The following is a 13,007-nucleotide window of genomic DNA, read 5'->3' as shown; positions in this document are numbered from 1 at the left end:
AGACAACCAATACCCGCCCGCTTAACCTCCAAAAAACTCTCCTTGCTTCTCGCTTCTCGCTTCTCGCTTCTCGCTTCTCGCTTCTCGCTTCTCGCTTCTCGCTTCTCAGAACATTATAAACAAAAAGGCCACACATGATAGTGCAGCCTTTTTAGTTTAAACGGTTTGTATGAACCTAGCTTGTATAGCTAGGCACACAATTAAGTTCTAGCCAACGTTTTTACGAGCGTTGCGGAACATACGCATCCATGGGCTATCCTCAGTCCACTCATCTGGGTGCCATGAGTTAGCAACCGTACGGAATACACGCTCTGGGTGCGGCATCATAACCGTTGCACGGCCATCTGTAGAGGTAATACCTGTGATACCTTCTGGCGAGCCATTCGGGTTAGCTGGGTATTGCGTTGTTGGGTTACCGTAGTTATCAACAAACTTCACTGCCACTGTACCTGACTCAAGCGCTGCTTTAACTGCATCAGCGTTTGCGAACTCAGCATGACCTTCACCGTGAGAAACAGCGATAGGCATACGTGAACCTGCCATACCGTTAAAGAATACCGATGGATTTTCTTGTACTTCTACAAGGCTAAAGCGAGCTTCAAAACGCTCTGACTTATTCGTTACGAAACGTGGCCAGTGCTCAGTGCCCGGGATCAATTCTTTCAATGTTGAAAGCATTTGACAGCCATTACACACACCTAAGCTGAATGTATCTTCGCGGTGGAAGAAGCTTTGGAACTGCTCACGTGCCATCTCATTAAATAAGATTGACTTAGCCCAGCCTTCACCTGCGCCTAATACGTCACCGTAAGAGAAACCACCACATGCCACTAAGCCTTTAAATTGCTCAAGTGTTAAACGACCTTCAAGAATGTCGCTCATGTGCACGTCAACCGCAGCAAAGCCTGCACGGTTAAATGCCGCAGCCATTTCTAAGTGAGAGTTAACACCTTGCTCACGTAGAATCGCCATTTTCGGCTTCGCACCCGTTGCAATGTAAGGCGCTGCAACATCTTCGTTTAAGTCAAAGCTTAGTTTTACGTTAAGACCTGGGTCTTTTGCGTCAAATTTAGCGTCAAACTCTTGCTTAGCACACTCAGGGTTATCACGACGTGCCTGCATTTGGTAAGTTGTTTCTGCCCAAATAGTACGAAGCTCAGTGCGCGTGTGGTTAAGAACCACATCATCACCACGAGTGAATACCACGCGGTCATCAGCGTTTAGTGCACCAATTTCATGGCTGATAGCAGCTAAGCCGTGATCAGCAAGAACCGCTTTCACTGCGTCTAAATCAGCGTTTGCTACTTGGATAACCGCACCTAGCTCTTCATTATAAAGCGCTTCGATGTCTGAACCTGTTAAGCCTGCAAGGTCAACTGTTACACCCGTGTGACCAGCAAATGCCATTTCAGCGATAGTCGTGAATAAACCACCATCTGAACGGTCATGGTAAGCAAGTAACTTGTTATCAGCAACAAGCGCTTGCATTGCTTCATAGAAACCTTTTAATAGTGCTGGGTTATCAACATCAGGCGTTACATCACCTAGTTGCTTATAAACCTGTGCAAGGCTTGATGCGCCCATGCGGTTTTGACCCGCACCTAAATCAACTAATAATAGTGATGACTCACCTTTATCAGTGCGTAGCTGTGGCGTTACTGTTTTACGCACATCTTCAACACGACCAAAGGCAGTAATGATCAGTGATAATGGCGCAGTAACCGATTTTTGCTCACCGTTTTCATCCCATTGAGTTTTCATCGACATTGAGTCTTTACCCACAGGGATAGTTAAACCAAGCGCCGGACAAAGCTCTTCACCTACCGCTTTTACAGCTTCGTAAAGGCCCGCATCTTCGCCTGGGTGACCTGCTGCGGCCATCCAGTTTGCAGATAGCTTGATATTTTCAAGCCCACCGATGTTAGCACACGCAATGTTCGTTAGTGACTCAGCCACAGCTAAACGAGCAGAAGCACCGTAGTTTAAAAGTGCAGCTGGTGTACGTTCACCTAGTGACATTGCTTCACCGTGGTAAGTATCAAACGCAGCGGCTGTTACCGCACAGTTTGCTACTGGCACCTGCCAAGGACCTACCATTTGGTCACGCGCAACTAAACCCGTTACCGTACGGTCACCAATGGTGATTAAGAATGTTTTCTCAGCAATCGTTGGTAAGCGTAATAAACGCTGTGCAGCGTCTACAGCATCAATGTTAGCAACGTCTAATGGTTGAGATTGCGCTTTTTTCGATTCAACTTCACGGTGCATTTTTGGTGCTTTACCAAGTAAAACATCAAGCGGAAGATCAACAGGGTTGTTACCGAAGTGGCTATCTTCAACCGTTAAGTGACGCTCTTCTGTTGCTTCACCAATAACAGCGTATTCTGCACGTTCACGTTTACAGATTGCTTCAAAGCGCGCGAAGTCTTCTGCCGCAACTGCTAATACGTAACGCTCTTGAGATTCGTTACACCAAATTTCGTGTGGTGCCATACCCGGCTCATCGTTTGGAATATCACGAAGTTGGAATTTACCACCACGACCACCGTCGTCTACAAGCTCAGGGAATGCGTTAGAAAGACCACCTGCGCCCACATCGTGGATGAAAGCGATTGGGTTTGCATCACCTAGCTGCCAACATTTATCAATAACTTCCTGACAACGACGTTCCATTTCTGGGTTTTCACGTTGTACCGATGCAAAGTCTAAGTCTTCGTTTGATTGGCCTGATGTCATACTAGACGCAGCACCACCACCTAGGCCGATGTTCATTGCCGGACCACCTAGTGCAATTAGCTTAGCACCTACAGGGATTTCGCCTTTTTGAACATGCTCAGAACGAATGTTACCTAAACCACCTGCAAGCATGATTGGCTTGTGGTAACCACGTACCTCGATACCATTATGGCTTGATACTTTCTCTTCGTATGTACGGAAGTAACCAAGTAAGTTAGGACGACCAAATTCGTTATTGAATGCCGCACCACCTAATGGGCCTTCAGTCATGATATCAAGTGCATTTACGATACGACCAGGCTTACCAAAGTCTGTTTCCCATGGCTGCTCGTAGCCAGGAATTCGTAGGTTAGATACAGTGAAACCAACTAAACCTGCTTTAGGCTTAGAACCACGGCCTGTAGCACCTTCATCACGAATTTCACCACCAGAACCTGTTGATGCACCTGAGAATGGCGCAATCGCTGTTGGGTGGTTGTGCGTTTCAACTTTCATCAAGATTTCGATGTTCTCTTGATGGTATGCGTACTCGCCTTCGTTATTTGGGAAGAAACGACCTGCTAGCGAGCCCTTCATTACCGCTGCGTTATCTTTATATGCAGATAGTACGTTTTCAGGGTTTTGCTCGTAAGTGTTTTTGATCATTTTGAACAATGATTTTGGCTGTTCGATACCATCAATTGTCCAATCGGCGTTAAAGATTTTGTGACGACAATGCTCAGAGTTTGCTTGTGCAAACATGAATAATTCGATGTCGTTCGGGTTACGCCCTAACTTTTGGAAGTTTTCTACCAAGTAATCAATTTCGTCATCTGCAAGCGCAAAACCTTGCTCAACGTTTGCTTTAGCAAGCGCTTCACGGCCACCACCTAAAATGTCAACTGATGACATTGGACGCGGCTCATCGTGACGGAATAATTTAGCTGCATCAGCCATATCCGCGTGCGTTGCTTCAGTCATACGGTCATGTAATAACGCTGCAACTTCAGCTGTTTGCTCAGCTGATAAGTTACCTTCTACGTAGTATGCAATACCACGCTCAACACGGTGAACTTGGCTTAAGCCACAGTTATGTGCGATATCAGTTGCTTTTGATGCCCAAGGCGAGATAGTACCAGGACGCGGCGTTACAAGAATTAACGTGCCAGCAGGGGTATGCTCGGCAATTGTTGGACCGTAAGTAAGCAGTTTTTCCAGCTTGGTTTGCTCATCAGCTGAAAGATCAGCTGTAAGATCAGCAAAATGCATGAACTCTGCGTAAACGTCAGTGACTGGAAGTTGTGCCTGTTGGCAACGCGCTAAAATTTTCTGAACTCTAAAATCGGAAAGTGCTGGTGCACCACGAAGGATCAACATAGGTATTTTCATCCGGGGTTAGGGATTGAACGATATTTTAGGCGCATATTATAGTGCAAATAACGTCTAGATTTAACTCAAAATTACGCTTTTATTTAAATAATCTTCATAACCGCTTTTAAGGTTGCAACAATTAACTAGCTTAGTCGTCTTTATTTCTCTGCAGGTTCTTGTTCTGTATGACTTATCTACCATCTGCCTTGTTATAGTTATTAATTTTTAAATAGATCTATAACACTATTCGCCAAGTGACGTGGCTTAGAAGTTTTGTTATAACACTAAGGTAATGGTTTAAGGGGCATTTATAATTTATGCAAAAATTACTCGCTATTTTTAGTTTAGTGCTCATGTTATGTGCGTGCGATATGCAACAGCAACCGTCGCAACTTGCTCATATCAAGGCGCAGAACAAAATTAGAGTCGGCACATTAGCTGGCGCGAGTAATTACTATCAGGCTCCACAAGGTGTGCAAGGCTTTGAATATGAGCTCGCCCAAGAATTTGCTGACTATGTTGGTGTTGAGCTTGAAATGGTGCCTTTTTTTAATCTATCCGATATGTTCGCACGCTTAGAAAGTGGCGATTTAGATATTATAGCGTCAGGTCTTACCTATAATACGATTCGGGCTGAGCATTACCGCTTCGGCCCAACCTATCGCACAATAAGCCAAAAATTAGTTTATAAACAAGGCCGTAATAGACCCCGTGAATTTGCGGATTTAACCGGCAATCTGACTGTTCTCGCCAAAAGCAGTCACTCGTTGGCACTACAACAATTAAAACAACTTAATCCAGAACTTAGCTGGAACGAAACAGAAGATATGGATGAAGAAGAGCTTCTGCAAGCTGTTATCGACGGTGAAATTGATTACACCCTAGCAGACTCGCACACCTTATCGCTGTTTCGCCGCTACCACCCAAACTTGAGTATCGGCTTTTCGGTTACCCGTAATGATCCTATCGCTTGGTTACTAAGAAAAGATGGTGATGACTCTTTATATGCCCTCATGGTGCCATTTTTTGGCGACGTCAAACAAAGCAACCAGCTTTATGTGTTAGAAGAAAAATATTTCGGCCATGTTCGCCAGTTTAATTATGTGAACACACTTGCTTATATTGAAGCAATAAAAGACACCTTACCCAAATATCAACCTTGGTTTGAGCAATACGCAGGTAACATAGACTGGCGATTACTGGCAGCTTTGAGTTATCAAGAATCAATGTGGAACCCAAGGGCTAAGTCACCAACTGGTGTTCGCGGTATTATGATGCTAACCCAAGCAACGGCAAAACAGGTCGGCGTAACAAATCGCCTAGAGCCTGAGCAAAATATTAAAGGCGGTGCGCAGTATCTTGCCAAAGTAATTTCTTGGATCCCTGAACGCATTCCGCAGCCCGACAGAACCTGGTTTGCCTTAGCCTCTTACAATGTTGGCTGGGGACACGTCAACGACGCACGCATTATTACCGAGCAAGAAGGTGCAAGCCCCGATAAGTGGGCTGATGTTAAAAAGCGCTTACCGCTTTTAATTAAAAAGCGTTACTATCGAAAAACCAAATATGGTTATGCCCGTGGCGATGTTGCAGTAAAATACGTTGATAATATTCGTCGCTATTACGACGCACTGGTTTGGCTTGATGAAAATGATGCGATTGCTAACCCAAGCGAAGAAGAACAAAGCACTGAAGAAGCTAAACCTGAAGCGCAAGCGAGCGAACCAAAGCCAAATGACAACACGCAACAAACCGACTCAGAGCAGCAAGAATTAGAAAACAACTAACCTCAAGCACCGAAATCTGTTTACTTGTCATCAAATGATCATTATCTTTTAGTAGAAATGGAACGGACCATGCCATGCTTTACTCTCACTTAAGGAGCACTCATGTTAAAAAGAAGACGCACGACACATAAGTTCAAGCGTAATGTTATTTACTCAACGGCGACCCGCCGTCGTATCATGCTACGTAATACACACAAAAAAGTTATTTGGCGTCGCCGCTTATTTGCGATGCAGTTAATGGAAGCACAAGTTCCTGCAACGCCGGTTGTATAACTAGGCGTTGCGAGCAGCCAGCTTTGCCGCCTTTTTCTCTTCTCTACGACGCTTAAAAAACGCTGAAATTACCGCCCCACACTGCTCACTCAGTACATCACCGGTTACTTCAACTTGATGATTAAGCCTAGGCTCTTGCAGTAGATTCATAATTGATCCTGCCGATCCCGTTTTGGCATCTTTAGCACCAAATACCAACCGCTTAATGCGGCTATGTACCAACAGACCTGCGCACATAGAACAAGGTTCTAACGTAACATACAAGGTGCAATCGATTAATCGGTAGTTATTAAGCACTTTACCTGCTTCGCGGATTGCCATCATTTCAGCATGAGCGGATGGGTCGTTATCGATAATTGAGCGGTTATAACCATAGGAGATCAGTTGATTGTCTTTTACCAGCACAGCACCAACCGGAATTTCATTAATCGCAGCCGCTTCATTAGCGTAGTTTAATGCTTTTTCCATCCAATATTGGTCGCTAAATTGTTCGCTCATATATCACACAAATATTGTAAAACTGTGAGTAATTATACCTAGTTAGTGAAAAATGTCGGCATTAAATACTGCTACACTTAAAAATTAACGCAAAATTTAGTGGCTTTTTCATGGCTCAATGGACCCATATTGCGCTATAATCTCGCGCTTTTTTTATTTAGCTTACAACACGGGTAGCAAATGAAATTTCCTGGACGCCGCAGGCATAAACATTATTTTCCGGTGGAAGCCAAAGATCCACTGACGAATCAACTTAACTCAACCGACCGACTACAACGTAGTTATATTACGGGTATCGACCAAATTGTGGTAGATATTGAAGCGAAAGTTGATCAAGCTTTCCTAGATGAATTTCAATTGCGCCGTGGCATGTCGCAAGTGATCGATAACGATATTACCAACGCACTATACGACAGACTAAAACTCGACAATATGATCGATTATGAGTTTGCCGGTGGTACGGTAGGTAACACCATGCACAATTACTCTACCCTAGCTGATGACCGATCAGTACTTTTAGGGGTAATGAGTGAAAATATCAAAATCGGCAGCTATGCATACCGTTTTTTATGTAACACTTCTAGCCGCGTTGACCTTGACTACCTTCAGCCTGTAGATGGCCCTATTGGTCGTTGTTTTACTTTAATTGACGAGACCGGTGAACGTACCTTCGCAATCAGCGCGGGGCTTATGAATCATCTGCGCCCTGAATCAATCGATCAGGCACTTATTGAGAATTCTTCAGCACTGGTGATCAGCGCATACCTAATGCGTACTCAAGGTGATGAAACCATGACAGAAGCCACCATGCAGGCAGTGAAATATGCCAATGATGCAGGTGTCCCTGTGGTTTTAACCCTTGGCACTAAGTTTCTAATTGAACAAGATCCTACTTGGTGGGCTGACTTTGTAAAAGAGCATGTTGATATTCTTGCTATGAACGAAGAAGAAGGTCTCGCTATTACTGGCTTTGAAGATCCGCTTCTGGCAGCCGACAAAGCGCTAGATTGGACTGATTTAGTTATTTGCACGGCTGGTGAAAAAGGCTTGTTTATGGCCGGTTACGTCGACGACTCATTCAAGCGTGAAACAGAATACCCGTTATTACCAGGTGCAATTGCTGACTTTAACCGTTATGAATTTTCTCGCGCAATGCGTAAAGACGACTGCCAAAACCCTATTCGTGCGTACAGCCACACAGCACCGTTTATGGGTGGCCCAGATAGTATTAAAAACACCAATGGCGCAGGCGATTGCGCTCTGGCTGCGGTACTGCATGACCTATCAGCAAACGTTTACCACAAACTTAATGTGGCAAACTCAGCGAAGCATCAGCAACCTGCTATGACCTACTCATCGCTTGCACAAATTAGTAAATACGCTAACCGTGCAAGTTATGAAGTACTTGTTCAGCACTCGCCACGTTTATCGCGTGGTTTACCTGAACGTGAAGATTGTTTAGAGCAAGTTTACTGGGATCAGTAATCTCCACTAAAAAATCGAAATATCCAGTTTCTGGGATAAACGCTCAAGAGCCGCTATCCCAGCCACTGAGTTACCATACGAGTTAAGTCTTGGCGCCCACACAGCCACAGTAAATTGATTTGGTAACACAGCTAAAATAGTACCCGATACCCCTGACTTACCCGGCATACCAACACGGTAGCCAAAATCCCCAGCAGCATCGTATAAACCACTGGTAAACAGTAACGAGTTTAACTGCTTATTTTGCCTTGCACTGAGTACTTCTTGGCCATTGGCATCTTTACCCTGGTTTGCTAAGTAATTGTAAGCTTTTGCTAATTCTACGCAGTTTAACTCTATGGCACAGAAGTTAAAGTAAGCCCATAACACATCATCAACTTCATTATTAAAGTTGCCGAATGACTTCATTAGATGCCCCATCGCGGCGTTGCGATGACGAAACTCATATTCAGAATTTGCCACTTTCTTATCAATAACAACCTGAGCATTTCCTGATAACTGACGAAATGACTCAAGCATAGAGTGCATCGGCGCAGATAAACGGCTATATAACGCGTCACATGTGACAATCGCGCCGGCATTAATAAATGGGTTGCGTGGTATGCCCTGTTCAAACTCAAGCTGTGTAAGTGAGTTAAAAGCGGTGCCTGATGGCTCTTTACCGACTCGTTGCCACAGCTCATCACCATAACGCTGAAGTGCTAAAGTTAAGGTCATTACTTTAGAAACAGATTGAATTGTAAAACGCGCACTACAATCACCCGCGCAATAGGTTTGCCCATCTACTGTATGAATAGCAATGGCAAACTGGTTTGGCTCAACCTCTGCAAGCGCAGGAATATAATCAGCAACCTTACCTTGGCTCAGTAATGGTTGAACTTCTTTTGTGATTTCATCTAATACATGTTGATAATCAATCTGTGACATACCGCGTCCTTTAAAACAAAAAGCCCCGCATTTGCGAGGCTTTGTAGTCTACTAAAGATGGTTTGCTATAGCGATTGCTATTAGCTCATAGCTGATTGCAGTTTTTTCATCGCTGTTTTTTCTAGCTGGCGAACACGTTCTGCTGAAACGTTATATTTCTCAGCAAGCTCTTGTAATGTTGCTTTATCGTCAGCTAACCAACGTGCACTTACGATGTCTTGAGAACGTTCATCAAGGGTTTTTAACGCGCTGAATAAACGTGCATGAGACTGTTCTTGCCATTGCTGCTCTTCGATATCATCAGCAAGGTCAGCACTGCCATCTGTTAAATACTGTACTGGCGAGTATGTGCTTGTTGGTGCGTCGTCATTGTCGTCGCCCGTTAAGTCAAAGCCCATATCTTGGCCACTCATACGTGATTCCATCTCACGTACTTCTTTTTCACTTACACCTAGCTCATTAGCAACTGTGCTAACCTCAGCTTGGTTAAACCAACCTAAACGCTTTTTGTTTTTGCGTAGGTTGAAGAATAATTTACGTTGCGCTTTAGTTGTTGCAACTTTCACGATACGCCAGTTTTTCAGTACGTATTCATGAATTTCGGCTTTGATCCAGTGTACTGCGAATGAAACTAAGCGAACACCTACACTTGGGTCGAAACGTTTTACCGCCTTCATCAGACCGATGTTACCTTCCTGAATTAAATCAGCTTGCGGTAAGCCATAACCTGAATAGCTTTTCGCAATATGAGCAACAAAGCGTAGATGCGACATAATGAGTTGCTTCGCAGCTTCAAGATCACCTTCTTCCTGAAGACGTGTCGCCAACTGCTTTTCTTTCTCTGCATCAAGCATAGGAATAGTGCTAACCGCTTGAAGGTAGCCGTCCATACTTGCGCTCTGTTGACCTGCAGTAAGTGCCATTGCGTATAAATCTTTACTCATTTTTCACCTCAGTGATAAACATTTGAAACCATCTTAGCACTCTTTAAGCGAGAGTGCTAACTTCAATTAAAAACTTTTTTAAAGTTCAAATCAAGTGGTTTTTTTAAGATAATTTTATTTTACTTTAAGGCGCTGAATAAGCGATGAATTCTAGCTTTTAAAGGTATTTTGAAAGATATATAGCCCACCATTCAAAATCTAAACAAACAGCATAAAGGCTTAATATGACAAATTAACGACAAGCAAAAGCGCTAAAATAATAGCGCTGATAGCTACACTTTATCGGGTTCAATTTCTTTTATATAGCGGTTAACTGATAGGTAAGAACCAACAAATCCTAACCCTGTTGCAAGAGCGACTAAAATGCCAAACTCTGTGAGTGTTAAACCAATTAAGTCAAAGCTGGTTTCATAAACACCCGCAACATCACTTACAGCAGCACCAAGCCACCACATCATTAATGCAACACAAATAAAAGAGAACAAACCGCCAATAATACCGTACCAAATCCCTGTCCATAAAAATGGCGCATGAATAAAGGTGTTTGTCGCCCCAACTAACTTCATCACCTGAATTTCATCTTTCTTATCCATGATTGATAAGCGGATAGTATTACCAATGATCAGGGTGACGGAGGTTAATAATAGTAGAGCAATGGTGATCACGCTTTCTTTTAATAAACTTAAAAGTGCATTTAATCGCTCAAGCCAAGCAATATCGAGTTTACCAAAATCCACTTCTCTTTCGCCTTCAAGCTTTTGCAGTAATTGTTTTGCTGTATTTGGCTGACGGTATCGTGCTGTCGGCGTGACGATAACAACATCAGGTAACGGGTTCGCATCTAAATATTCAAGTGCTTGGCCAAATCCTGATACTTGTTTAAATTCAGTGAGAGCATCGCCCTTTGATATAAACTCTACTTTATCTACTTCAGGGTAGAGTGCTAAACGCTTAACCAAGGTTTGCGTTTGCTGTTCGCTCATAGTTTCTTTTACGAACAACGAAATCTCTGCAGCATCTTCAAAGCCACTGCTCACTTGCGAGACATTTTTAACCACTAAATAAAGCGTCGCTGGCAGTGTTAAGCTTAATCCTAATACAGCAATGGTCATCAATGAAGCTAAAGGCGTTCGCCACATTTCACCGAGGCTGTGCACACCTTGGCGAATAAGATTAATAAAGAAGAAATAAGGCGCTGCTAAAAATGACTTTTTCTGACGTTCGTTTTGGCTGTTGCGGCTTTTAAACAATAAACTCATAGTGCCCCCTCAGCTAACGGATCCTCAATCATACGGCCATCTTTCAGTGTTAGACTGCGATAACGCATACGCGCAATTAAGCCAATATCATGGGTTGCAATCAGCACGGTTGTACCATGATTATTAAAGTCTTCGAATAAACGTAAAATGTCCATCGAAAGTTCAGGATCTAAGTTACCGGTTGGTTCATCAGCTAATAGAATTGGCGGTGAATTAACGATAGCGCGAGCAATACCCACACGCTGCTGCTCACCACCTGATAAGGTTGCTGGATTACACTTCGCTTTATCAAGTAACCCGACTTTATCAAGCGCACCATGAACACGCTTAGCTATTTGCTTGTGGTGCGTACCTTCAATAATTAAAGGTAAGGCAACATTATCAAACACTGAGTAACGTTCTAGTAAGCGGTGATTCTGAAAGATGATACCAATATCGCGGCGCACATAAGGGATCTGGCGTGATTTAACAGCATTTAAATCAACACCATTAATAAGCACCTGCCCAGCCGATGGACGCTCCATTAAACTAATAAGCTTCAATAGGGTACTTTTACCTGCGCCACTGTGCCCGGTTAAAAAGGCCAGTTCGCCAGGCTTAATATGAAAGCTGACTTTTTCAAGGGCACGATGGCCACCTGGATATGTTTTACTGACTTGCTGAAAATTTATCATTTTAGTTATCAATCATCTTGCAGCGAAAAAGGGAGCAAGCTCCCTTTAGTTAATTATGCGTCATCCTCGTCTTGGCTAAATAGTGCATCAATAAAGTCACTACTATTAAAGGTACGTAAATCATCAATACCTTCACCAACACCAATGTAACGAATTGGGATATTAAATTTATCTGCAACGGCGAAAATCACACCACCTTTAGCGGTACCATCTAGTTTAGATAAAGTAATGCCCGTTAAACCAACACATTCATTAAATAATTTAACTTGGCTAATTGCGTTTTGACCTGTACCTGCATCTATAGTTAGCATAACTTCATGCGGCGCATCTGGGTCAATTTTCTTCATTACACGGGCAATTTTTTCAAGCTCTTGCATTAGGTTATCTTTATTTTGCAAGCGACCTGCTGTATCAGCGATTAACACATCAACATTACGGGCTTTTGCCGCCTGAAATGCATCAAAAACCACTGACGCACTGTCTGCACCTGTATGCTGGGCAATCACAGGAATGCTATTACGCTCACCCCATACTTGCAGCTGCTCAACCGCCGCAGCGCGGAACGTATCACCGGCAGCAAGCATCACTGACTTACCTTCGTTTTGAAACTGCTTCGCTAATTTACCAATCGTGGTAGTTTTACCTACCCCATTTACACCCACCATTAAGATAACAAATGGCTTTTTGTCACCACTTACAACCAGCGGCTGCTCAGCGGTTTTAAGCATACTTGCCATTTCTTGCTTCATTAACTCGTATAAAGCATCGCCATCTTTTAACTGCTTACGATCAGCGGCATCGGTTAGGTTATCAATCAACTTCATTGTTGTATCAACACCTAAATCGGCTGTTAGTAATTGTGTTTCTAGTTCTTCAAATAAATCATCGTCAATTTTCTTACCACTAAAAATAGACGCAAAGCCAGAACCAATATTAACGCGAGTTTTTAATAAACCTTTTTTAAGGCGTGCGAAGAAACCTTCTTTCTTAGGTTTTTCAGCAGCAGCTTGAGCAGCTTTCTCTTGCTCTAAACGCTCTGCCTCTGCTTTCTCTGCAGCAATGCGTTCTTGCTCT

Annotated in this window: 10 protein-coding genes; 3 read left to right on the top strand and 7 right to left on the bottom strand. The window is 43.4% G+C overall.

Going from position 1 to position 13,007, the window contains the following annotated elements; translation table 11 throughout:
• Window positions 1-207: 207 nt before the first annotated feature.
• A complete protein-coding gene (purL, locus tag CWB80_RS19880) occupies window positions 208-4,092 on the bottom strand; it encodes a phosphoribosylformylglycinamidine synthase (protein ID WP_138599645.1) in 3,885 nt (1,294 codons plus the stop codon).
• A 311-nt stretch (window positions 4,093-4,403) separates the two neighbouring features.
• Here purL and mltF point away from each other — a divergent pair, with 311 nt between their 5' ends.
• Together mltF and CWB80_RS22605 are read left to right on the top strand one after the other, a co-directional pair.
• Window positions 4,404-5,873: a membrane-bound lytic murein transglycosylase MltF gene (mltF, locus tag CWB80_RS19875; protein ID WP_138599644.1), complete on the top strand. Its 1,470-nt coding sequence runs from the start codon at window positions 4,404-4,406 to the stop codon at window positions 5,871-5,873.
• 102 nt (window positions 5,874-5,975) lie between these two features.
• A complete protein-coding gene (locus CWB80_RS22605; RefSeq protein ID WP_165385080.1) occupies window positions 5,976-6,146 on the top strand; it encodes a hypothetical protein in 171 nt (56 codons plus the stop codon).
• On the opposite strand, the gene tadA is transcribed toward CWB80_RS22605, so the two are convergent.
• Window positions 6,147-6,644 carry a tRNA adenosine(34) deaminase TadA gene (gene tadA, locus CWB80_RS19870; protein ID WP_138599643.1) on the bottom strand — a complete coding sequence of 166 codons (498 nt, stop codon included), beginning with the start codon at window positions 6,642-6,644 and terminating at the stop codon, window positions 6,147-6,149.
• Window positions 6,645-6,824: 180 nt separating this feature from the next.
• Between tadA and CWB80_RS19865 the strand changes: the two genes are divergently transcribed.
• Complete coding sequence (locus tag CWB80_RS19865; protein WP_054551050.1) at window positions 6,825-8,129, top strand: inosine/guanosine kinase; 1,305 nt, start codon at window positions 6,825-6,827, stop codon at window positions 8,127-8,129.
• Between the two features lie 6 nt (window positions 8,130-8,135).
• Here the strand turns inward: CWB80_RS19865 and glsB are convergent, their stop codons facing one another.
• The 5 genes from glsB to ftsY all read right to left on the bottom strand — a co-directional run.
• A complete protein-coding gene (glsB, locus tag CWB80_RS19860) occupies window positions 8,136-9,056 on the bottom strand; it encodes a glutaminase B (protein WP_054560977.1) in 921 nt (306 codons plus the stop codon).
• 80 nt (window positions 9,057-9,136) lie between these two features.
• Entirely contained in the window at window positions 9,137-10,000 is an 864-nt protein-coding gene (rpoH, locus tag CWB80_RS19855) for an RNA polymerase sigma factor RpoH (RefSeq protein WP_054551048.1), read from the bottom strand.
• Window positions 10,001-10,272: 272 nt separating this feature from the next.
• Window positions 10,273-11,259: a permease-like cell division protein FtsX gene (gene ftsX / locus CWB80_RS19850; RefSeq protein ID WP_054551047.1), complete on the bottom strand. Its 987-nt coding sequence runs from the start codon at window positions 11,257-11,259 to the stop codon at window positions 10,273-10,275.
• Entirely contained in the window at window positions 11,256-11,933 is a 678-nt protein-coding gene (ftsE, locus tag CWB80_RS19845) for a cell division ATP-binding protein FtsE (protein WP_054551046.1), read from the bottom strand. The genes ftsX and ftsE overlap by 4 nt, the downstream gene beginning before the upstream one ends.
• 53 nt (window positions 11,934-11,986) lie before the next feature.
• Window positions 11,987-13,007, bottom strand: a 1,021-nt coding sequence (gene ftsY, locus CWB80_RS19840; RefSeq protein WP_138599642.1) for a signal recognition particle-docking protein FtsY, incomplete at its 5' end; no start/stop codon positions are given.

This window comes from Pseudoalteromonas sp. S1650, from assembly GCF_005887195.1.
Lineage (GTDB): Bacteria > Pseudomonadota > Gammaproteobacteria > Enterobacterales > Alteromonadaceae > Pseudoalteromonas > Pseudoalteromonas simplex.
Note: the sequence above shows the minus strand (reverse complement) of the source record. Positions and strands in the feature narration are given on the sequence as shown.

Bases quoted from the DNA above. Each gene is read 5' to 3' on its own strand.
- purL (WP_138599645.1), bottom strand. From the start codon at position 4,092: ATGTTGATCCTTCGTGGTGCACCAGCACTTTCCGATTTTAGAGTTCAG.
- mltF (WP_138599644.1), top strand. From the start codon at position 4,404: ATGCAAAAATTACTCGCTATTTTTAGTTTAGTGCTCATGTTATGTGCG.
- CWB80_RS22605 (WP_165385080.1), top strand. From the start codon at position 5,976: ATGTTAAAAAGAAGACGCACGACACATAAGTTCAAGCGTAATGTTATT.
- tadA (WP_138599643.1), bottom strand. From the start codon at position 6,644: ATGAGCGAACAATTTAGCGACCAATATTGGATGGAAAAAGCATTAAAC.
- CWB80_RS19865 (WP_054551050.1), top strand. From the start codon at position 6,825: ATGAAATTTCCTGGACGCCGCAGGCATAAACATTATTTTCCGGTGGAA.
- glsB (WP_054560977.1), bottom strand. From the start codon at position 9,056: ATGTCACAGATTGATTATCAACATGTATTAGATGAAATCACAAAAGAA.
- rpoH (WP_054551048.1), bottom strand. From the start codon at position 10,000: ATGAGTAAAGATTTATACGCAATGGCACTTACTGCAGGTCAACAGAGC.
- ftsX (WP_054551047.1), bottom strand. From the start codon at position 11,259: ATGAGTTTATTGTTTAAAAGCCGCAACAGCCAAAACGAACGTCAGAAA.
- ftsE (WP_054551046.1), bottom strand. From the start codon at position 11,933: ATGATAAATTTTCAGCAAGTCAGTAAAACATATCCAGGTGGCCATCGT.